The organism is Clostridium sp. ATCC BAA-442 (assembly GCF_964239415.1).
GTDB classification, from domain to species: Bacteria; Bacillota; Clostridia; order Oscillospirales; family Oscillospiraceae; genus Flavonifractor; species Flavonifractor plautii.
Map to the genome: position 1 here is coordinate 33,956 of NZ_CAXSQB010000008.1, position 21,165 is coordinate 55,120.

General features: G+C 58.9%; 16 protein-coding genes and 4 riboswitches. Of the genes, 9 read left to right on the top strand and 7 right to left on the bottom strand.

Features of this window, described 5'->3' with window-relative positions:
- Positions 1–28: 28 nt before the first annotated feature.
- The 5 genes from ACESY8_RS05335 to ACESY8_RS05355 all read right to left on the bottom strand — a co-directional run bounded on the left by ACESY8_RS05335 (position 29) and on the right by ACESY8_RS05355 (position 5,912).
- Positions 29–1,126, bottom strand: coding sequence for an ABC transporter substrate-binding protein (locus tag ACESY8_RS05335; RefSeq protein ID WP_054338686.1), 1,098 nt, complete (start codon positions 1,124–1,126; stop codon positions 29–31).
- A gap of 146 nt (positions 1,127–1,272) precedes the next feature.
- Positions 1,273–1,464, bottom strand: a riboswitch (cobalamin riboswitch).
- A 137-nt stretch (positions 1,465–1,601) separates the two neighbouring features.
- Positions 1,602–2,408, bottom strand: a complete 807-nt coding sequence (locus ACESY8_RS05340; protein ID WP_054338687.1) for a radical SAM protein — start codon at positions 2,406–2,408, stop codon at positions 1,602–1,604.
- A complete protein-coding gene (locus ACESY8_RS05345) occupies positions 2,405–3,202 on the bottom strand; it encodes a nucleotide-binding protein (RefSeq protein ID WP_054338688.1) in 798 nt (265 codons plus the stop codon). Before ACESY8_RS05345 ends, ACESY8_RS05340 begins: the two co-directional genes overlap by 4 nt.
- Complete coding sequence (locus tag ACESY8_RS05350) at positions 3,199–4,413, bottom strand: nitrogenase component 1 (protein WP_204681407.1); 1,215 nt, start codon at positions 4,411–4,413, stop codon at positions 3,199–3,201. The genes ACESY8_RS05345 and ACESY8_RS05350 overlap by 4 nt, the downstream gene beginning before the upstream one ends.
- Positions 4,410–5,912, bottom strand: a complete 1,503-nt coding sequence (locus ACESY8_RS05355; RefSeq protein ID WP_009257709.1) for a nitrogenase component 1 — start codon at positions 5,910–5,912, stop codon at positions 4,410–4,412. Before ACESY8_RS05355 ends, ACESY8_RS05350 begins: the two co-directional genes overlap by 4 nt.
- A 126-nt stretch (positions 5,913–6,038) precedes the next feature.
- Positions 6,039–6,224: riboswitch (cobalamin riboswitch) on the bottom strand.
- Positions 6,225–6,464: 240 nt separating this feature from the next.
- Positions 6,465–6,640, top strand: a riboswitch (cobalamin riboswitch).
- Positions 6,641–6,864: 224 nt separating this feature from the next.
- Here ACESY8_RS05355 and ACESY8_RS05360 point away from each other — a divergent pair.
- The 7 genes from ACESY8_RS05360 to ACESY8_RS05390 all read left to right on the top strand — a co-directional run bounded on the left by ACESY8_RS05360 (position 6,865) and on the right by ACESY8_RS05390 (position 15,412).
- Positions 6,865–8,541 (top strand): ABC transporter substrate-binding protein, encoded by a 1,677-nt coding sequence (locus ACESY8_RS05360; protein ID WP_055179807.1) that lies wholly within the window; start codon positions 6,865–6,867, stop codon positions 8,539–8,541.
- A gap of 30 nt (positions 8,542–8,571) precedes the next feature.
- Entirely contained in the window at positions 8,572–10,248 is a 1,677-nt protein-coding gene (locus ACESY8_RS05365) for an ABC transporter substrate-binding protein (protein WP_434307720.1), read from the top strand.
- Positions 10,249–10,281: 33 nt separating this feature from the next.
- Complete coding sequence (locus ACESY8_RS05370; protein WP_054338690.1) at positions 10,282–11,958, top strand: ABC transporter substrate-binding protein; 1,677 nt, start codon at positions 10,282–10,284, stop codon at positions 11,956–11,958.
- Between the two features lie 73 nt (positions 11,959–12,031).
- Positions 12,032–13,024 (top strand): ABC transporter permease, encoded by a 993-nt coding sequence (locus tag ACESY8_RS05375; RefSeq protein WP_009257713.1) that lies wholly within the window; start codon positions 12,032–12,034, stop codon positions 13,022–13,024.
- The gene (locus ACESY8_RS05380) at positions 13,017–13,853 is read left to right on the top strand and encodes an ABC transporter permease (RefSeq protein ID WP_024724570.1); all 837 of its coding nucleotides are present in this window, start codon (positions 13,017–13,019) and stop codon (positions 13,851–13,853) included. Before ACESY8_RS05375 ends, ACESY8_RS05380 begins: the two co-directional genes overlap by 8 nt.
- On the top strand, positions 13,840–14,760 hold the full coding sequence (locus ACESY8_RS05385) for an ABC transporter ATP-binding protein (RefSeq protein WP_131972038.1): 921 nt from the start codon (positions 13,840–13,842) through the stop codon (positions 14,758–14,760). The genes ACESY8_RS05380 and ACESY8_RS05385 overlap by 14 nt, the downstream gene beginning before the upstream one ends.
- Positions 14,750–15,412 carry an ABC transporter ATP-binding protein gene (locus ACESY8_RS05390; protein ID WP_054338692.1) on the top strand — a complete coding sequence of 221 codons (663 nt, stop codon included), beginning with the start codon at positions 14,750–14,752 and terminating at the stop codon, positions 15,410–15,412. The genes ACESY8_RS05385 and ACESY8_RS05390 overlap by 11 nt, the downstream gene beginning before the upstream one ends.
- Before the next feature lie 265 nt (positions 15,413–15,677).
- Here the strand turns inward: ACESY8_RS05390 and ACESY8_RS05395 are convergent, their stop codons facing one another.
- Together ACESY8_RS05395 and ACESY8_RS05400 are read right to left on the bottom strand one after the other, a co-directional pair.
- Complete coding sequence (locus ACESY8_RS05395; RefSeq protein WP_009257717.1) at positions 15,678–16,211, bottom strand: IbrB-like domain-containing protein; 534 nt, start codon at positions 16,209–16,211, stop codon at positions 15,678–15,680.
- Positions 16,201–17,520 carry a phosphoadenosine phosphosulfate reductase gene (locus ACESY8_RS05400; protein WP_007489795.1) on the bottom strand — a complete coding sequence of 440 codons (1,320 nt, stop codon included), beginning with the start codon at positions 17,518–17,520 and terminating at the stop codon, positions 16,201–16,203. The genes ACESY8_RS05395 and ACESY8_RS05400 overlap by 11 nt, the downstream gene beginning before the upstream one ends.
- Positions 17,521–18,107: 587 nt before the next feature.
- Positions 18,108–18,383: riboswitch (cobalamin riboswitch) on the top strand.
- A gap of 226 nt (positions 18,384–18,609) precedes the next feature.
- Between ACESY8_RS05400 and ACESY8_RS05405 the strand changes: the two genes are divergently transcribed.
- Both ACESY8_RS05405 and ACESY8_RS05410 read left to right on the top strand, forming a co-directional pair.
- Positions 18,610–18,975, top strand: coding sequence for a homing endonuclease associated repeat-containing protein (locus ACESY8_RS05405; RefSeq protein WP_009257719.1), 366 nt, complete (start codon positions 18,610–18,612; stop codon positions 18,973–18,975).
- A 459-nt stretch (positions 18,976–19,434) separates the two neighbouring features.
- Complete coding sequence (locus ACESY8_RS05410; protein ID WP_434307719.1) at positions 19,435–20,802, top strand: PQQ-binding-like beta-propeller repeat protein; 1,368 nt, start codon at positions 19,435–19,437, stop codon at positions 20,800–20,802.
- The last annotated feature ends 363 nt before the right edge of the window (positions 20,803–21,165 follow it).

The window sequence follows — 21,165 nt, forward strand, 5'->3', positions numbered from 1 at the left end:
CGCCCGGGATGGGCGGGCGCGCCGTGCATTACTGATACAGTTCGGGGTAGAGATGCTGCGCGAAGTCCAGAACGCCGTCCAGGGTACGCATGCCGCTGCAGTAGACATTGTTCAGGTTGATGGCGAACACCCGGCCGTTCTTCACTGCATCCAGACTAGCAAATGCAGGGTTCTCGGTGATCAGCTCCACCACCTGCTCTCCGGCATAATCGGTATCATTCACGGTATAGCCGTTGTACCAGACCATGAAGATGGCGTCAGGGTTGGCGGCAATCAGATCCTCGGCGCTGATGTTGCCGTTGTCACCATGCTTGCCCACGGCCAGCTCAGCGCCGCCGGAGGTGGCCACGTTTCCGCCCAGGGTGTCCTCTCCATAGACGCGGTAGGTACCGCCCTCGTCCTCCAGAACTGCTACGGTCAGGCGATCCTTGTCCGCCAGATAGGTAGAAATATTGTCCAGCTCTCCCTGGATCTCGGCCACCAGCGCCTCGGCCCGGTCCTGCACGTCGAAGATCATGCCCAGGGTCAGAATGTCCTGACACTCGTCGGCCACGGTCTGCTGGTAGGTACCGGAACCGCCGCGGCAGCCGCTGTTCAGCGCCATATAGGTGCCCACGCTGCGCTCGTGCCAGAAGTCCACATCGCCCAGGCGTTTGTCGGAGAAGGTGGAGTACCAGGCGGCGATGAAGTCGGGCTCCAGGGCCAGCAGATCCTCCTTGCTCAGCACGCCTGTGTCCTCGTGGTAATCAATTTTTGCAAACTCGCCGGCTAGCGCGGGGTCAATCTCACCGTCCATTCCGCTGGCGGCCACGATGCGGTCGGCCAGCCCCAGAGACAGCAGAATCTCAATATTGTCCTGGGCGTAGGCGTATACCCGCTCAGGGGCCTTTGCAAAGGTATACTCTACCGGCTCTTTGTTGTAGTTATAGGTGGTGATGGTGAGGGGATACTCGGTGCGCTTGGCCCCCTCTTCATCGACAGAGGGTGTGCTGCTGGTCTGTACCAGGTTTTCAGAGGGGGTGGCGGAGGGGGTGGTGTCCGCCGGGGTACTGGCGGAGCAGGCCGCCAGGGACGCGGTCAGCGTCAGGGCCATCAGGGCCGACAGGGTTTTCTTTCCAACATGCATAATTGGGCTCTCCTTTCCGTTTTTCGAGTGCGCTATGTACTGCCGCTTTAGAACGCAAACAGCCTGCTTTCCATCGAAAGCAGGCTGCTGAAGCTGCCCACGGTATGTGAGCAGTTTCAGACAGAGTTCTTTCTGCGGAAGATACCCGTCTGTCTCCTGATCAAGCAGGTTTCCTGGCTTACGGCTCGACGCGCGCTGCACCTTCTCACCGCGCATTGTCTGCACGGCAATGGTATCTGCAGCTTGCTCCCCGTTTACAGTGACCGGATCGCTCGGGAGTTTCACCCGATTCCCTTTTACCCCAACCGCAGTTGGGCACTTGACAGGTTATTCCATTGTCTTATGAGCGATTTATTTTACTGCAAGTCTCTTTTTTTGTCAATACCAGTCAGTTGATATGTTCCCCATAGAGCAGACAGGCAGAGAAAAATCTGGACGGCAGCCTATAGGACAGCTGAGCTTTGCCGTTTGAATCTCAGAGGCAGCCGATGCAGTTCATCTCTCCGGGCACGCCCACTGCGTCCGCCCTGCACTGCCTGCAGTGGGTGAACTGGGGGATATGGACACGGGCCTTGGCGCGCAGCGCATCCAGGAGCGCTTGGCTGGGGGGCTCGTTGTCCCGAAAGCCGGCTTGGGGAATGAGCGGCATGAGGTTCATGACGGCGGCTCCCGCACGGGCGGCCCAACAGGCGATTTCCTCAATCTCCCCGGTGTTGAAGCCGGGGATGACGACGGTGTTGATTTTCACCGTAAGTCCGGCTTCTGCGGCCTTGGCCACGCCCTCCTGTTGAGCGGAGAGAAAGGCTGCCATGGCTCCGGCATCCGCGCTGCCGCCCACCGTCCGGTAGACGTGCCCGGCACAGACGACGGAGCGGGTATTGACAGTGACCGTCAGGGTGGAAACCCCGCAGTCCAGCAGTTCGGGCAAAGCATCAGACAGAACCAGCCCGTTGGTGCTCAGGCAGAGCAGGAGTCCGGGAAAGCGGGAACGAACCAGTCGGAGGGTCTCCAGGGTGGCGGGGTTGGCCAGGGGCTCGCCGGGCCCCGCCACCCCCGCCACCCGCAGACGGCTGTCCAGGCGCAGGGCGCGCTCCACGCGGTCCAGGGCAGCCTCGGGGGAGATGACCTCCGAAGTGACGCCGGGCCGGGACTCGTTGGCGCAGTCATAGCGGCGGTCGCAGTAGCCGCACCGGATGTTGCACCTGGGGGCCACGGGCAGATGAATCCGGCCATAGCGGAAGTGGGCCTGGGCGGAGAGGCAGGGGTGCTCAGCCGGAATCAAAGCGGGGCCGCCTTCCGGCAGAGCGCTTCCAGCCCGTCGTCGCTCATCGGCTCCGGGATGCAGCCGCCGCGGTTGTCCAGGAGGACGGACGCCAGGGCGCGGAACGCCTGGGCGGGCGCGCTGTCCGGCGCGCTGTCCACCACGGTTTGGCGCTCCAGCTCGGCCTGGCCGATGAGGGGACTCATGGGAATTTTTCCCGCCACCGTGGTGCCCAGCTCCGTCGCAAAGGCTTGGAGCAGGCCGTCGTTGTCCACGCTGCTGCGGCCGTTGTGTATAATTCCGGCCAGTCGGATTCTACCGCTCTGGGCGTATTTGCGGATACCCCGGCAGATGTTGTTTGCGGCGTAGAGTGCCATGAAGTCGCTGGTGGTGACGAGATACACCTCGTCGGCCACCTGCTCCCGCAGCGGCATGCTGAACCCGCCGCAGACCACGTCCCCCAGCACGTCGTAGAGCACCACATCCCGGTCATCCAGCAGGCCGCGGCTGCGGATCTCCTCCATGGCCACGATAATACCCCGCCCGGCGCAGCCGGTGCCCGGCTCCGGCCCGCCCGCCTCGATGCAGCGGACGCCCCGGCTGTCCGTGAAGGCGATCTCCCCGGAGGCGCCGGTCTTGAGCTGGTCGAGAACGGTGGGGATGCGCCGCCCCATCAGGCCCCGGGTGGAGTCCGCCTTGGGGTCGCAGCCCACTACCGCCACCCGTTTCCCGGCCTGGGCCATGGCCGCCGCCAGGTTGGACACGGCGGTGGACTTCCCGATGCCCCCTTTTCCATAGACGCAGATGCGTTTCACTGATAGAGCGCCCCTTTCAAGATGCGGCCGTTCATGATGCCGCGGAAGATGTCCTCCAGAAGATGGAGGGTTCCCAGCCCGCCCAGGTGGGGGCGGGGGGTCAGACAGACCTCATCAAACACCGGGTAATCCACGCGGATCAGCGGAATTTCCAGCTCGTCGGCACCGTCCTGCTCAAAGGAGGAGCCAAACAGAAGCGCCGCCTCGGAGCCGCGCAGCTCCCGGTAGAAGTCCTCCTGGTCGGAGAGCTCCTCCCGGCGGGCAAAGCACACCACCTCCATCCCCAGCTCCTGCTCCAGAAAGCGCCGCAGACCGTCGGCCCGCGGCCCCGAGGCGAGGATCGCAGCCGGCATGCCGTAGAGGGCCTGTAAATAGCGGTAGGCTTTTCCAGCTCCCTCTGCAATCTGACGGTCCAGCTCCGCCCGGGCCTGATGATAATCCAGACCGAAGCGGCGCTCCAGCCGACTCCAGAGATCGTCCGCGCCGGCGGCGCCATAGGGGTAATCAAGTTCCTCCCACGGTATGCCGAAGTACTCCTTCATGGCTTGCGCCAGCTCACGCCCCTTTCCACGGAGCACCAGGTTCACATCGGCATAGGGTGCGCGGCGCACTTCCTCCAGCGTACAGCGGGAGAGCACGGCGCCTAGTGCGGCCTGGGGGGCGAGCATAGCCCGGAGGGCCTCAACATCGTCGGCGGCGTGGGGGTCATCCATCCCGAGCCCGATCAGATTAACCAGGGGACGGGGATCAGAACGGGGATAGGGCCGGGGATAAGGCCGGGGGACCGGGGGCTTCATCAGCGGGAGCAGTGCCAGCCATCCAGCCTCCAGCCCGCGAGCCGCATCCCCACGGAAGCCTGCCGCCTCCACATGGAGCAGCGGCGCCTCATGGGGGATGCGGGCTAAGACGGCGGGGATATCGTCCCCAATCATCTCACTCACACAGCCGCTGACCACAAACAGGACGGACGGTTGGAAGAGCTCCAGCGCGGAGCGGACGGCCCGCTCCAGAGAAGCCTCGCCGCTGAACACCACGTCGCTGTCGCTGATGACGGTGCAGGTCTGCCGGATATCCCGCATATCCTGGGCAACGTGGAGGGACATGGAGCCAAAATTGCAGCCCACCACGGAGTGGAGCAGAACAATGCCGTCCTGAATTCCACCCAAAGCCTGATAGGCTCCAAAGAGCTTGCAGCCGCTGGCCGGCCTCATACGGAATCCCCCTTTCGATTGAGCCACATTCTGGACCACATTTCCTTGGCGGCCAGATTAGACTGATTACAGTACAGTGGGTAATGGCGGCTTTGGAAGGGCATTTTCCCCAGCAGAAGACTGCTGCGCTCCGTCCCGTGCTCCAGGCGGCGGCACATCCTACGCACCGTGCGGACATAGGAGGGAAAGGAGAGGGAGGTGGTTTCGTTGACCGCGGGGATCAGCGGCGCGCCCATCCCCTCCAAGGTGAAGTCGCCGGTGCCCACCACCACATCCGCCTCTGCGAAGATTCCGCGCAGCGTCTCCTCTGCCGGGTTCAGGAGGAGCTGTGTCTCCGGGCTGTAGAGGGCGGCGGCCTCCCGTACCCGGGCCAGCAGGCTGTCCTCCAGCGCGGGGGTGACATTCAGGTTTTTACGGCTCTCCGGGGTCAGGATGACACAGAGATGGGAGACCGACAGGCCATAGTCCCGCACATAGGATTTGAGCTCGAAGGGAGCCTGCTGGATGCTGCGGCTGACGAGAACCGCCCGGGCCTGCCCCAGGCGGCGGCGGGCCTCCGCCGTCTCCTCCAGGGCCTGGGCCCGCGCCGCCAGGACGACGGGCTCCACCGCCGCCTCCATGCGGAGGGCCTGTCCAATGTCCCGGTAAAAGGTGCAGATTCCATCCAGTCCGGCGTAGCGTCCCGCGCCGCCGATGTGAAGGTATGCGGTTCCGAATTTCTCCCGCATGCGTCTGGCCCAGCGAACCCGCTTGACCAGATTCAGTTCCGCGGCCGGGGCGTGTACCAGAGAGGAGAGGGGGGCGCTGGGGATCCACGTGTTCACCTGAATCCCGCAGCCGTTCAAAAAGACCTCCAGCTCCCGCAGGGCGGCCTTTCCCTCGCTCCCCCAGCCCACCGTCTCGATGTTGATGCTGTGCGGGATCTGAGCGGACGGCTCCATCACCTGCTCCACCAGGGCGTAGAGCGCCTCGGTGAAGCCGCAGCCCTTTAGCTCCATCTCCAGCCGGTTGTCGCCGGTGATGGTCTGGTGGGCCAGCTCTTTCAGACGGTTCCGGGTGTAGTTTTTGTCCCGGTGGGAGAAGAGCTCCGACTGGACGCCCACTACCGAAATACCCTCCCGCCGCAGCTCGGCGCATACGGAGCGCACATCTTCGTTCAGAATGTCGCTGATCGGGGAGGGGATCACCATGATGAGCCCGGGGCGGTAGCGGCTCCAGGCGTCCCGTATGGCCTGGCGGAGCTTCTCCTCCCCGCCGCAGATGATGTCCCGCTCCTCCAGATTGGAGGTCAGCACGCTGTAAAAGGGCTGGTGCCGACGCCGGGCGGAATAGCGGTAGTGAAACCCACAGCCCCGCGGGCTGTGGAGGAGCGGAAGCACCTCCTGCATTTCCCCCACCGCCCCCACGCTGCCGGAGATCTTCCCGTTTACACCAAAGGTGTGCAGCAGGCCGGAGGGGTACATCGCGGTCATCAGATCTTCAAAAAAAGGCTGTCGCATGCGCATTTCTCCTCTCTGCCCGGAGAAAGCAAAATCGCCGGCCCCGCGTATTCTGACGCGGAGCCGGCTTGCAGACAGGCGCACCGGCAGGGCCGGCGGCCTGTGGAGCAGCTTTCACCGGAAGCGTCCCCACAAATTCAGCAAGCAGGTTTCCTGGCTTGCGGCTCGTCACGTGCTGCGCCTTCTCACATGTGAAACATGCAATGGCGATCTGCAGCCCGCTCCCCGCTTACAGTGACCGGATCGCTCGGGAGTTGCACCCGATTCCCTCTAACCAGACGGAGTCTGGCCACTTGCTGAAAACGTATATGAAGGAATTATAGCACAGCCCGGCCGGAAAGAAAAGGGGGGTGATCTCCTGTGACTGCTCTCAACGCGAGATTTCTTATACTTGATTGGTTCGCCCGTTACAGGCGGCGAAGAGCAGATGCGGCGGTGAGCCGGTGGGAATGGAATGTGCCTGTTGCCGCTAGGCTCCGTAAGTGGAGAGCATTCGGCGCAGTTAGACACATATTGACAGGCCTTGGACGGCGGTGTATACTGAATCCATAATTTCATATAGCAGGATATGGTGATACGTTTGTATTGAAAAGGGAACGCAGTGCAAGTCTGCGACAGCTCCCGCTGCTGTAACAGGGACGGCCCGCTTAATACCACTGGGAAACCGGGAAGGTGAGCGAAGCCGGATGATCTGGAGTCAGAAGACCTGCCATGTCTATCGGATTCTATTCTTTCGGCGAGGGAGAATTGGATGCTGCCGCGGTGGATATCGCGGTCATTGGGGCATTAACTGGGCATCGCTGGGGACGGCGGTGCCCTTTTTGCATATCCAGGACAAAGAGCATTCCTGTTTTCTAACGACAAAACAGGAATGCTCTTTCATTATAAGACCAAAGCAGGGGACCGTCCCTGTTTTGAATAGAAATTTAAGAGAAGGAAAGAAGGAACATGTATGAAACGACTGGCATCCCTTCTGCTGGCCAGCGCTCTTGCGCTGACCGCAGCCGGCTGCGCGGGACAGAACCCGGCGGCTTCCACCCAAAGCGGCCCGCCGGAAGCGGTGGAGAGCGGCAAGTCCTCCGTTGCCTATGTGGAGGAACTGCGCATCGGTACCACCGCCGCCATTGACGGCGCCAACGTTATGACGGAAAACGGTATCTTCGGCAAGCTCAACTACAACGCGGTGGTCACCGCTCCCTTTGTAGTCACCGATGAGAATGGCAAGGTTCAGCCCTTTTTCATGACGGGCTGGGAGCTGAGCGGCGACTTGAATACCATTACCGCCACCTTTGCCACAGATCAGGGCCTCACCTGGCACGACGGTGAACCTGTGACCATGGATGACGTGGTGTTTACCTTCCAATATCTGATCGACCGCAAGTCCAGCTATTGCAGCGGCCTGACAGGGGTGGAGGCGGTGAATGAGACCACGGCCACCCTGACGCTGACCGACGGCAAGGCCTTCACCATGCTCAACAGCATGGCTAACTTCGTCACCCTTCGGCCGGAGCATGTGTGGTCCAAGGTGGAGGGCGAATACGCCGAGTACACCGGCGAGGACGCCGCTATCGGCTGCGGCCCCTACAAGCTCACAGGCGTGGACGAGGAGGCCCAGAGCATGACCCTAGAGGCGGTGTCGGATACCTACATGGGACAGGAGCTGACCGTGCGCAAGCTGACCGTGCGCACCTACGACAGCCACGACGCCCTGGTGATGGCCCTGCGCAGCGGGGAGGTGGACGCCATGTACGACTACTCCAACTCCCTGAACGCCACCATGGTGGACTCCATCACCGGAGTGGAGGGGCTGGATCCCGGCATGAGCGACAACCCCGGCAACTATCAACTGGTGTTCGGCTTCAACGAGCAGCCCACCGACGACCTGATCTTCCGCAAGGCCGTGCGGGCCGCGTTGGACTACGAGCTGCTCCGCGTCACCATCGGAGGGGAGGACGGCCAGATCCCCCACGCCGGTATCGTGGCGCCCCCCAATAAGGGCTTTGACGGCTCGCTGCCCGAGCTGGCTCAGGACGTGGACGAAGCCAACGCCCTGCTGGATGAGGGCGGTTATGTGGATGCTGACGGCGACGGCTGGCGGGATATGCCCGACAGCAGCGAGCTGAATGTCCTCATTACTCCCCAGTACAACAAGACCCGTCAGGCCCTCTATCTGCGCATCGCCGAAGTGCTCAAGACCAATCTGGAGGCCGTGGGCGTGCAGACTACCATGGACGAGGAGAGCGTGCGCAACTCCGACCACGCCACCGAGGTCCGCAAGCAGGGCACCTATGAGCTCTACATCGGCTATACCTCTCCCGGCGTGGCCATGTATGACACCGCCTTCATGTACATGATCGGGGATAACGACAACAACCGCTGGGGCACCTGCCTGCTCCCGGAGTTTGTCGCCGCCTATGAGGCCAAGAAGACCGCCGGCAGCTACGAGGCGTACAACGCCGCCATGAAGGAGCTGCAAGCGCTTGCCGATGAACAGGTGGTGGGACTGGCTCTGTGCTGGGACAAGGCCTACTTCCCCTACCGTACCGACCACTATGAGGGCTGGACCAATTTCCCCGGCTGGGGCGTGATCAACTACAAGACCTGGTTCTCCACCCGGCCCGCAGTCTAATAGACGCGGTATGAAAGGAGCGGTTTTCAAATGAAAAAGCAAGCCCTTTCCCTGTTTTTAGCCGGCGCGCTGGCGCTGAGCCTGTTCGGCTGCTCTGCGCAGCCGGCGGCGGAGAGCGCACCTCAGAGCTCTCCTGCCGAAACGGCGGGCAGCTCCTCCGCCGGCGTGGTGGAGGAGCTGCACCTCGGGACCACCGCCGCAAACGACACCTTTACCACCTTTGTGGAGAGCGGCGCATTTGGAAAGATGTGCTATAACTCCTTTGTGACAGCGCCCTTCTGGCAGACGGGGCCCAACGGCGAGGTAGAGCCATTCCTTGTTGCAGATTGGACGGTCAGTGAAGACTCCACTACCATCACCTGTGACTTGGCGCTGGACCAGGGCATCACCTGGCATGATGGGGAGCCCCTGACCATGGACGATGTGCTGTTTACCTTCGATTATAACATCAATGTGCGCAAATCCAGTTACGGCTCCTATGTGGACCATGCTGAGCAGGTGGACGAGGACACCATCAAGGTGGTTTTGAAGGAACCCGGTGCCTACCAGTGGCTCAAGCTGGTGGCTGGCTATTTCTACGTCCAGCCGAAGCACATTTGGGAGAACATTGACGCCCCCAAGGACTACCGTGGGGAGGATGCTGTCATCGGCTGCGGCCCCTACCGCTTTGTCAGCTTGGACGAGGATGCTCAGACCAGCTACTACGAGGCCGTAAGCGACACCTATCTGGGCCGCGAGGTGACGGTAAAGAAGGTTTCACTCCGGTCCTTTGACAGCAATGATGCTTTGGTCATGGCTCTGCGCAATGGCGAAATTGACGCCATGTATAGCTATGCCAGTCCCATCCCGGCCACTATGGCATCCTCCATCACGGGTGTGGAGCACGTGGAGCCCGGTATGAGTGACAATACGGGCAGCTATATGATCATGTTCGGTTTCCGGAAAGGGCCTACGGACGACCTGAACTTCCGAAAAGCAGTCACGCTTTCCCTGGACTACGAGCTGCTGGCCGACGCCATCGGCGGTGAGGATGCCCAGGTACCCGGGGTGGGGGTCATTGCGCCGCCGAATCTCGGCTATGATGAGACGCTGCCCAAGCTGGAACAGAATCTGGAGGCAGCGAAGGCCGCTCTGGATGAAGGCGGCTACCTGGATGTGGACGGAGACGGCTACCGGGAGATGCCGGACGGCAGCCCCATGGATATTCTGGTTTCCCCCCAGAACAGTAGCACACGCCGCGAGATCTACCTGCGGATTGCAGAGGTCATGGTTCAAAACCTGGATGCCATTGGGGTTAAGGCCCATGTGGACGAGCAGAGCATTACCAATGAGGAATATGAGGATCAGCTCTGCAAGGAGGGAACCTACCAGATCTTTATCTGCTACTGCACTTCCGGAATGGCGTCTCAGACCTCCTGCTATTATTACTTTATTGACAATACCCTGGATGGCAATTGGGGCACCTGTGATCTGCCGGAGTTTGTAGAGGCGTATGAGACCAGGCGGCAGGCGTCTGATGAGAAGGCCTACATTGAGGGAACCAAGCTCCTTCAGCAGATCAATGCGGAGCAGTACATCGGGGAAGCCCTCTGCTGGGACAAGGCGTACTTTCCCTACCGCACGGACAAATACGAGGGGTGGACGAACTATCCCGGCTGGGGCGTGATCAACTGCGAGACCTGGTATAGCCTGCGCCCCGTTCGTTAAGCGGCATCTGAATATGAAAGGAGTATTTTCCGCATGAAAAAACAAGTGCTTTCCCTGCTCCTGGCCGGGGCCTTGACGCTGGGGCTATTTGGCTGCTCCGCGCAGACGCCGGAGGAGAGCGGAGTACCCCAGAGCGCTCCGGCGCAGACGGAGGGGACGGCCTCCGCCGGCGTGGTGGAGGAGCTGAAGATCGGCATCTGCAAGGAGGTCACTCCACGGACGCTGGCCTCGGAGAGCGGCTCCTTCGGCCGCATGAACTACAATGCCTTCTGCGCCGGAACCTGGCTGGTGCGGGATGAGAATAACGAGATGCAGCCCAACCTGATGACCTCCTGGGAGATTCTGGACAAGGGCAGCACCATCCGGGCTACCTTTGCCACGGATCAGGGAATTACGTGGCATGATGGAGAGCCATTTACGATTGACGATGTCATCTTTACGGTCGATTTGATGAACAACAAACTCAAGTCTGGCTATCTCTCCAAGATCACTGGCGTGGAGAAGGTAGACGATACCACCGTGGACTTCCAGGTGGCCGATGGGGCGGCCTATTTCACCCTGGGGAACTCCGCCGTCTTTGTGCGTATGTATCCCAAGCACATCTGGGAAGGAATCGAGGATCCCTCCGGCTACACCGGCGAGGATGCTGTCATCGGCTGCGGCCCCTATAAGCTTGTCCAGGTGGATGAGGAGGCGCAGACCATGCACTATGAGGCGGTTGGGGAGACCTACATGGGCCGCGCCCTGACGGTACGCAGCGTGACGGTGCGCAGCTACGACTCCCAGGATGCCCTGGTGATGGCCCTGCGCACCGGGGAAGTGGACGCCATGTACGACTACTCCAACCCGATTTCGCCCACCATGCTGCCCTCCATCTCGGGTGTGGATGGGGTAGACCCCGGAAGGGGGATGAACATGGGCCTGTTCGAGATCCTCTTCGGCTTTCAGAAACAGCCCACCGATGATTTGGAGTTCCGCAGAGCGGTGCGCTATGCCCTGAACTATGAGCTGCTGGCCACCACCATCGGCGGTGAGGACGGGCAGGTACCCGGCGAGGGCATCATCTCCCCCGCGGGTATTGGCTACGACGACAGCCTGCCCAAGCTGGTGCAGGATCAGGAGCAGGCCAAGGCGATTCTGGAGGCAGCAGGGTATGTAGACACCGACGGCGACGGCTGGCGGGAGCGGCCCGACGGAACCCCTATGGATGTATTGGTCACACCCCAGTACAATGCTACCAAGGCGGCGCTATACCAGCGCATTGCTGAGATTATCGTTACCAATCTGGGGGAGGTTGGCGTCAAGTGCACCCTGGATGAGGAGAGTATCCGCAATTCCGACCACGAGCAGCAGCTCCGGGATGACGGGGCCTATGAGATCTACATCTGTTATGCTACCCAGGGCGTATCCTTCTATAAGACGCCATTCCTGTATATGTTCAATGACGATCTGAGCATGTGGGGCACCTGCGATCTGGAGGACTTCGACCAGGCCTACAACGATATGCTCAACGCCCAGGGGGATGAGGACTATGTGGCCAAGGTAAAAGAGCTGCAGAGGATTGCCTCGGAGGAGGTCATCGGCATTGCCCTGTGCTGGGATACCGCCTACTACCCCTACCGCACCGACAAATACGAGGGATGGACGAACTTCCCCGGCTGGGGCGTCATCAACTGCGAGACCTGGTACAATCTGCATCCGATCGGCTGAGCAAGGGCCGGGAGCAGGGGCGGCGGAGACGTGCGCCCCTGCTCTGTATATAAAAAGGAAGGGGGTACGCTATTTGTGCTTTGCGAGTCTGGGAAAACGCCTGGTGGAGGCTGTTTTTATCATCTTCTGTATCATAACCATCAATTTCATCCTCATCCGGTTTATGCCTGGCGACCCGGTGGTACACATTATCGGTGAGGACGAGTATCTCCGTCTGGAGGCGGAGGCGCCGGAGGTGATTGAGGAGGTCCGGCGGGAGTATGGATTGGACAAGCCCCTTCCGGTCCAGTACATAACCTATCTCAACAAGACGCTGCACCTGGACTTCGGGAATTCCTACCGTACCAAGCTGCCGGTGCTGGAGACGGTTTTGTTCCGCATGCGCTGGACGCTGCTGCTCACCATACCCGCCATTGTGCTCTCCTCCGTACTGGGCGGAGGGCTGGGCCTGCGGGCGGGGTGGAAAAAGGGCGGCCTGCTGGACACCATCGCCTCACCCATTATGCTCTTTCTGAATACCATTCCAACCAACTGCATGGCGATTCTGTTTCTGATGGTATTTGCGTTCCAGATGGGGCTGTTTCCCATCAGCGGCATTACCTCCGGCGGCCTGTCGGGGCTGGAAAAGGCAGTGGATATCCTGTGGCACATGGCCCTGCCCCTGATGATCCTGGTGATCCTGCGCACGGCCTCCTATTACATGCTGATGAAGAGTACAGTGCAGACCATTCGGGATGAGGAGTATATCACGGTGGCCCGGGGAAAGGGGTTCTCTCAGGGACAGGTGCTCCGCCGCCACGTACTGAAAAACGCCCTTTGCCCTTACCTGACCTCCGTATGCATGCAATTCGGCCATATTCTGGGCGGCTCCATGCTGGTGGAGGTGGTGTTCTCCTGGAAGGGGATGGGCACCCTCATTTACGACGCGGTCAACACCAAGGATTTTCCAATCCTGCAGACCTGCTTTTTGTTTATCGGTATCTGTGTGGTGGCCTTTAATCTGCTGGCGGACGTGCTGAATATGCTCATTGATCCCCGGCTGAGGGAGGAGGACCGCCATGCGTAAGAAATTAAACGGCCGGGTGCTGGCGGGATTGGTCATTCTGAGCGTGGTGCTGCTGGTGGCCCTGCTGGCGCCGGTGCTCGCCCCTCACGATCCCTACGAGCTGGGCGTACCCTACCTGCGCCCCTCCGCGGAGCACCCCCTGGGGACCAACGACATTGGGCAGGATATCCTCAGCGAGCTGATTTACGGTACCCGCATCTCCCTGCTCATTGGCGTAGTCTCGGCTTTGGCGGTGACAGTAGTGGGCACAGCCCTGGGGATCCTCTCCGGCTATTTAGGCGGATGGACGGACCAGATCATCATGCAGGTGACCAACGTGGCCATGGCGCTGCCCTCTCTGCCTCTGACCATCATTCTGGTGGCCTTTCTGGATGCCAGCGTGTGGAACATCATCCTGGCCATCTGCATCACCGCCTGGACCTCTACGGCCCGCATCATCCGCAGCCGGGTGCAGCAGCTCAAGGCTCTGCCTTTTATACAGATTGAGCGCACCATGGGAGCCAGCGGCCCCTATATCATGATACGGCATATTCTGCCCAACCTGGGAGAAATCGTGTTCATCCGTGCCGTCCTGTCGGTGGGCAGCGCCATGCTTACCGAGGCCAGCCTCAGCTTTCTGGGTCTGGGTGTAATCGGCCAGAAGAGCTGGGGCGGCATCCTCCATTATGCCTTTTTCCGCAACGGAATCATCAACGGCTCCTATTGGTGGTATGTGCCGCCCATCCTGTGCATCTCGGTCTCCGTGCTTGGGTTTATGCTGCTGAGCTATTACGGTGAGGGCCCTGCGCGGGGAAGAGGCAGAAAGGAGGAAGCCAATGCTGGAAATTGAGGGGGTTTCCATCCGCTTCGGTGACAACCCTGAGGCGGTGAGCGATACGACATTTACGGTAGGCGACGGCGACCGTCTGGCGGTGGTGGGGGAAACGGGCAGCGGAAAGAGCGTCCTGCTGTTGGCCGCACTGGGGCTGCTACCCGCCTCAGCCCGGGTCACCGGCTCTATCCGCCTCAACGGCCGCGAGTTGTTGGGCTGCCGGGAGCGGGAGTTCAACCAGATCCGGGGAAAAGAGATCGCCTATATTCCGCAGGGAAGCGGGAATGGGCTCAATCCACTCTATACCGTGGGCCGCCAGCTTTGCGAGGCCATTCGAAAGCATCAGCCCTGTACCCGGAGAGAAGCGCTGGTTCAGGCGGCCGCGCTGTTGGAGTCCTTTGGGCTGGAGCATGGCGCGGCTCTGTGCCGCAGCTATCCTTTTCAGCTCTCCGGCGGTATGCGCCAGCGGGTACTGATCGCCATGGGGATCGCCGCCGGGGCGGATCTGGTTCTGGCGGATGAACCTACCAAGGGGCTGGACCGCCGGCGCATCGCCTTGGTGGAGGATGCCTTCCAACGGCTGGGGGAGCGCACCCTGCTCTGCGTCACCCACGATCTCCGTTTTGCACACGCCATCTCCTCCCGGGTGGTGGTTATGTACGCCTCCCAGCAGATCGAGAGCGGCGACAGCCCCTCCTTTTTTGCCGAGCCCCTGCACCCCTACTCCAGGGCCATGCTGGAGGCTTTGCCGGAGAACGGCCTGCGCGCCAATATGGGCTTTGCGCCGCCCCGGCAGGACGTTGACGCCCAGAGCGTCTGCCACTTTTACGGCCGGTGCCCATGGCGCTCGGAGCGCTGCCGGAAGGCGCCGCCGCTGATGACGGTGGGGAAGCGGAAGGTGAGGTGCTGGAAGTATGCTGATTGAGGTGCAGGGCCTGTCCAAGCGATACCGCCCCCGCGGCCCCATGGTGGTGGAGGAGATCTCCTTTACCATCGACCGGGGAGAGACGCTGGCCATTTTCGGTGACAGCGGCAGCGGCAAGTCCACCATCGGCCAGATCCTGGCAGGAATCTATCCAGCCACCGCCGGAGAGGTGAGGCTGGACGGGCAGAGGTTGTCCTATCCCCTCCGGGGGCCCGCCCGAAGGCGGATTCAAATCCTGTTTCAGCATCCGGAGGTGACGTTCAATCCCAAGCTGCGGCTGATCGACAGTATGCGGGAGCCTTACCGCCTGTTCCATCTGCCTTATACCCGGCAGGGACTGTGCGATTATCTGGAGCGCTACGGCATTTATGAGGAACACCTGGACCGCTTTCCGGCGGAGCTCAGCGGAGGGGAGCTCCAACGGCTTGCCTTGGCCCGTGCGATGCTGATGGACCCCTCTTTTCTGGTTCTGGATGAGCCGACCTCCATGCTGGATGTGATTTCTCAGGCGCAGATGATCCACTTGCTGCAGGAAATTCAGCAGGAGCGGGAGGTGGGCTACCTGTTTATCTCTCACGACCGCGCTCTATGTGAGCGCTTCTGTACGGCGATCCGCCCTCTGGAGGGCGGAAGACTGGGAGAACCCGTATGAAAAATGCGCCGTCCGGCCTGAGCCGGACGGCGTACATCTCTTTTGGTTAGTGTAATGTTTTTCGCGGACTGGAAAGCTAATGAAATGCGTGTGGACTCTAGATATTATCCGGTTTTACAATGATTTCTAAGCCCTCTGCCTCCCAGTTTATCTCTTTGCTTGTTACTCTTAGCCAATTACAGAATAAACCCTTTTTGTTCATAACACCAGCCTGAAGTACTGTTGTATGACGCTTACGCTATATGGGCACCATAAAAGCAATTTTCTATTCATCCTCCTCGACCGGACGCCATGCCTGTCCAAATTTTACATCTCGAAACAGCGCGGCCAAGCCGGTGATCTGTTTGAGTCGTAGGACTTCATCCTTGTCCATCCCCAAATGCTTGGCGATCCAGGCGTCGGACCGCCCAAGCTCATGCAGTTCCTTGATTATATTGCTCATCAGATCCACATTATGGGATCCTCTGGCACGGTTGTGCCGTATGGTACTTGCCATACGGTTGGAGAGAGGCTTGTCGATCACTGCCACTGGAAGCATTCCCTGCTCCCGTTCATAGATATCCCGGTGTTCCTTCATTACGCGCCAGCGGTGGAAGCCATCTACAATGGCATATAGATCCTGTTTGGCAGAGTAATAGCAAACGATTGGCTGGGTATATCCGTCCTCCAGAATACTGAGGTAGAGTAGTTTCATCTCCGGAGGCGCTACACTGTTTGGATTATATGTATTGGGGATGATCTTTTCAAACGGCACAGCAATAATACGATAGGCCGGACTGCGAAACGGTTCACTTGTCATTTATGATCCCCCTATACTTCCGCTTAAATAGATCGACCCGCTTCTGCTCTTGCCGGGTCAGGCCGAAACCCATAAAGCGACAGGTGTGGTCATTTTTCAAAATACAATAGCACATCCGTTTCCAGCTTGGAATGTCTTTGGTACTCTTAATATCATCCGTATGATCCGGAATCGGTCCAAGAAAGACCACGCGGGATTTTTTATCTAGTGTATAGTTGGATACACCGTTTCGTTGAATCTGATATCCATGTTCCTCTAACTCACGAATGACTTCCTCAGAGAGCCCGCCGCCCGTTTCGTGCCAGAACTGAATCGAGGTCTTGAATTTTTTTACATAATTGTTTTGAAGCCGCTTGGGCAGCGTATCCAGCAGGAACTTTGTGTAGGACTGCCAGGTATGCCCCTCTGGCAGAGTGATGCTGCGATAGCCCATGGCTTTGGTCCGACCATAGATCGCACCAAAGTTGGCCCCCCGCACCCGGCCGACCAGCCTGGTCCAAATCTCCGGATCAATCACCCGGTATAAATTCAGCGCATCCTTGGAGTAATCATTGAACGGAGAGGCCACCCGCATCTGGTCGATCTTGAGCCCCGCCTGATAATACAGATCATAGAGTCGATTATATTCATAGCCAAACCGGGAAATCGCGACCCACACATCCCTGTTAGACCAGTCATAAAGGGGAGAAGCGCACCACACATCCTTGAACTGCTTGGAGATCCAACATTCTCCCTTATAGCCATGTTTCTTATTGACAAATCCGCTGTACCTCTGCAACGATTCATCTGCCCGCAATCCCAACAGACAAACAGTGCGTCCCCCGCCATGGCGTTCCTTATAAAAACGCCCAAACTGCTTAGCAAGGTCCTCCTGGTGCATCCGGTAGCGGTAATGATCGAACGGCTTATCCATATTGATGACATAGGAATAGCTGGGCATGGGACGCACCCACAGTTCAGGATGCCTGTCATCCCAGGGATACCAAAACATCTCATAGCTGGACAGGGCAGTTCGGGTAGCCATAGGCAGACATACCCAGTAGGGATCGACCTCAGACTCCAAACGCTCAAATGTTTTTGTGACATATTCCGTCGTCACTGTATATTGCGCCTCAAAATCCTGATGAAAGACGCCGACCGTCCGCTGTGGGTAATAAGTGCGCTTAAAATCCAGCAGGAGGTTCAGAAGAAGCCCACTGTCCTTACCGCCGCTGAACGAAACGTAGATGTTCTCAAACTCGCGGAACAAAAAATCAAAGCGCTCCTGTACTGCTTCATATACGTTTTTCTGAATGTATTCTCGTTTCATATCTCTCTATCTCAAAACGATGCAATGTTCGGTATGATTACTCTTTTGAAAATATTGTAAAAAATCCCCCCCCCTTAAATGCACGGACAGGAAACCGTGGTCATGTGTGCGACGACCAAACCAGCAGATGTTTAGAAGCCCGCTATTCAAGACCTGATCCTATTATGGTGTCCGTGATTGCATGATTAGGAGTTTAATTCGGCGCCCCCAAAAGCGAGCTGCAAGTTTACAGATGAAAATATTACCAAAATTATAACACTTTTCGACAAAAATCGCAATAGGAACAGGCGCCATCTCTATTTGTAAGTAAGTCCACGAAAAGGAGCCAACTCCATGACGGCCACAGGCCGAATTTATTTTTGCCTCCTTGGTCGAGATAAGTTAAATAGCGTTTGGAAAATTTTTGTGTTTGCCCCTTGCATTTCAAGAAAAAAGTTGTATAATGAACTCAAAAGAAAGCCATTTGTAAAGTACAAGTTTTACAAAAGATAGTTCTTTGAAGGGAATGGTTCCTGAGTCCCGCATGGGCAGAGCGGCATGCACCTTCCCGTAAAATTTAATATGAATCCGGCTTTTGTGGCAAATGCGCGACCCGGTTCCCGTCAGGGACCGGACACGCATCCTTGTTTCTGAACAAGGGAATCAGGTGAAATTCCTGGACATGTTTTGCAGCAGGAGCCGCGGCGAAAGCTGCGGGGACGTGCAATTCAATAGCTGTGATTGTGGAGTGTATCCGTTTTCTGCGAAAGCAGGTCACTGGCGGTCGTAATGGCTTAGCTGGGAAGGCGGCGGATATGCGCAGGCGGGCTTTAGGCCCGTCGGGACACATCAGTCAGAAGACCTACTAGGAGCTTACCCCCAATTCCTTGGGGCTGCTCTGAGATAAATGCCAAATGTGAGGAGGGCATGGGATAAGTGCCCCCTTCTACCCGAAATGGGTGCAAAAGCGGACGCATATTTTGCGTCCGCTTTTTATTCGCACGCTCGGGGGAAAGACGGACGTATCGGTATGCGTCCGTCTTTTTGTTTCTATTGCCCCAAGAGGTCTGCGGGGCAGCCGGATTGTGCCACAAGTCAGGAGGCTGTTTTGTGAGCGGCAAGTATTTCACCGGTGATCAGAAGCTCAGCAAAAAACTCATTGGGCGCACCAAGGAAGCGCTTCGTCAGCGAAATGTTCAGTTTGCCCAGACGCACGGTGACGCCAGCGACGAAGAGCTGCTGGACTATGTCCGGGGTGAGGCGGCACGGCTTGGAATGACGCCCAACGCCGGGGAGATCATCGGAGGCCACTTTATCGCGGTTCGCTTTGGCTGCTGGAAGAATGTGGTCACGGCGGCGGGGCTGGTCCCGCCGAAGAAGCAGAAGCCCCTCCCCAAGCGGCAGATCTTCAAGGAGGAGCTCCGCTGTCAGGCGAGAGAGCGGGCATACACAGAGCAACAGAACAGCAGCGAGTAATCCTGATGAAGAAGGGGATCCCCTTCTTCCGTCATAGGGGGCTACCCCTATGACGAGCCTCCTTTAGGAATCCAGCGGGCCTTCGCCCGTTTCAAATGGCCGAAGCGCGGCCGACAACTGAATAGCGGCATCGGAAGGGGATACCGGCCTGGGGAAGCGCGCGGGGAGAGGAGCGCGCCAAGGGCCGAACAACGCGGTCTGCGTCGGGGCGGACGGGAGCGCAGGAACGGGGTCCGGTGCTTGCGTAAGGGCGCGTTCACAGGCCGGACAGGCCGTGACGATAAGTAACATGGGAATTTTATGCGAACTGGAAAGGTCGGGTGGTTGGGAAATGTCTTTTGATTGCGGCCATGGGAGCATGCACGCCTATGGCTGCTGAGTCCGTGTGCATGCCGCACGGGGAATCCTGCTCGTGCGGCGGTCGAGCAAAGGAAGTTTAATTTTGAAGGAGAAAAAGCCATGCAAAAGATGAAAAACGGCAAAAAGGTTCTGTCCGTGTGCCTGTCTCTGGCGATGGCCGCGGGCATGCTGTCCACCAGCGCGTTCGCGTCTTGGAACGTCTACGGCGGCAGCAACAATCACAACGCGGTGGTGACGGAGGCTCCTACCACGCCGGATGCTTCCGGCCTGAACAGCTACATCCAACTTAAGTGTACCGGCTCCGGCTGGGATGGCGTGGACAACGTGCCTGTAATGCAGACGGTGAACGGGACTACCTATGCTTACGTTCTCTACGATGGCTATGGAGCCAGCGGCGCGCTGGTAGCCAAGATCAGGTGCGCGGAAAATGGCGGCAGCAGCATCGTCTGGACTACCGATCCCTATGGCACGGAGGGAACCTCTCTGAACGCCAAGAGCGGCTTCCAACTGTCTACCCCCTATCTGGACGACAAGGGTACCCCCGACGACGCGTCGGACGATACCCTCTATGTGGGTACCATCAGCCAGTATGACGACTACGAGGGCGGTGAGTGGCTTACCGGTACCGGCAGCAAGGTTATGGCTCTTACCGGCCTGGATCAGAACAAACCCACTGTGACGAATGTCCTGACCGGCATCAATGGCCAGATCAACACCCCCATCACCACCGACGGGACCTACCTGTACTTCGGCACCTGGCCCGGCGGCAGCCGCGCGGGAACCTACTATCAGGTCAAGCTCTCCGACTACTCGGTGAAGACCTTCACCCCCGACAGCTACGGCTTCTACTGGGCCGGCGCGGTGAGCGACGGCACCAACGTCTACTTCGGCAGCGACAATGGCCTGCTGTACTGGCGGAGCATCGCGGATTTTGACACAACCGGCGGCGTGCTGGATCTGACCGATGTGGCCAGCGACGCGGGCAATGTGCGCTCCACCGTCATGCTGGATGACGGCTACCTGTACTTCACCACCCAGGGCGGCTACCTGTGGTGCTGCTCCTATGATGACGGGCTGACGGTCGAGTGGCACATCAAACTGGGCGCCACCTCCACCTCCACCCCCACCAAGGTGGGCGACCGCATCTATGTGGGCTACTACTCCGGCTTTAGTGAAGGCGGCGTCCAGTGCCTGGATCTGGGAACTGGGAGTTTGAGTACTGTGGCCTCCGGCTTCCCGGTTCAGAGCTCTATCGTGGTGATGGGCGATGGCACCGGCACCGACTACCTGTACTTCAACACCAACGCCCAGAAGGGCGCCGGCTACTGCTACAGCTATGACGGCACGACCGGCAGCCAGGTTTGGGGCACAACGGGCGACACCTACGCCCTGGGCGGCATGGCCATTGACAACGGCTACGCCGTCTTTGGCAATGACTATAACCACCTGTATGTGGTGCACGACTGACAAGAGGGAGCGGAAAATGGCCGTCCCATGAGAGAATGATCTGAACCCCCGGGCGCCGACGTGTTCGGCGGCCGGGGACATTCATCTGTTGAAGGGCTTCTGGTGAAGGCTGGAAGACGAATTAGAGGAGGAGTCATCATTGCTGAAGAAGAGGAAGCTTCTTTCCATACTGTTGGTGCTGTCGCTTTTATGCTCGCTCTGTGCCCCGACGGCACTGGCTGTTGAACCGACTGAGAAACAGATCAAAATCGTGATCGATTTGAGGACGTATACAGGCGCTGTCTCAGGGCAGTTTAAGATAAGCGGGAATACTTATGAGATTAAGGCCGGAGAGCGCAACGAATATATAGTTAATGAAAAATT

Coding starts and splice junctions, on each gene's coding strand:
- ACESY8_RS05335 (WP_054338686.1), bottom strand. CDS start 1,126: ATGCATGTTGGAAAGAAAACCCTGTCGGCCCTGATGGCCCTGACGCTG.
- ACESY8_RS05350 (WP_204681407.1), bottom strand. CDS start 4,413: ATGAGGCCGGCCAGCGGCTGCAAGCTCTTTGGAGCCTATCAGGCTTTG.
- ACESY8_RS05355 (WP_009257709.1), bottom strand. CDS start 5,912: ATGCGACAGCCTTTTTTTGAAGATCTGATGACCGCGATGTACCCCTCC.
- ACESY8_RS05360 (WP_055179807.1), top strand. CDS start 6,865: ATGAAACGACTGGCATCCCTTCTGCTGGCCAGCGCTCTTGCGCTGACC.
- ACESY8_RS05365 (WP_434307720.1), top strand. CDS start 8,572: ATGAAAAAGCAAGCCCTTTCCCTGTTTTTAGCCGGCGCGCTGGCGCTG.
- ACESY8_RS05370 (WP_054338690.1), top strand. CDS start 10,282: ATGAAAAAACAAGTGCTTTCCCTGCTCCTGGCCGGGGCCTTGACGCTG.
- ACESY8_RS05380 (WP_024724570.1), top strand. CDS start 13,017: ATGCGTAAGAAATTAAACGGCCGGGTGCTGGCGGGATTGGTCATTCTG.
- ACESY8_RS05385 (WP_131972038.1), top strand. CDS start 13,840: ATGCTGGAAATTGAGGGGGTTTCCATCCGCTTCGGTGACAACCCTGAG.
- ACESY8_RS05390 (WP_054338692.1), top strand. CDS start 14,750: ATGCTGATTGAGGTGCAGGGCCTGTCCAAGCGATACCGCCCCCGCGGC.
- ACESY8_RS05395 (WP_009257717.1), bottom strand. CDS start 16,211: ATGACAAGTGAACCGTTTCGCAGTCCGGCCTATCGTATTATTGCTGTG.
- ACESY8_RS05400 (WP_007489795.1), bottom strand. CDS start 17,520: ATGAAACGAGAATACATTCAGAAAAACGTATATGAAGCAGTACAGGAG.
- ACESY8_RS05410 (WP_434307719.1), top strand. CDS start 19,435: ATGCAAAAGATGAAAAACGGCAAAAAGGTTCTGTCCGTGTGCCTGTCT.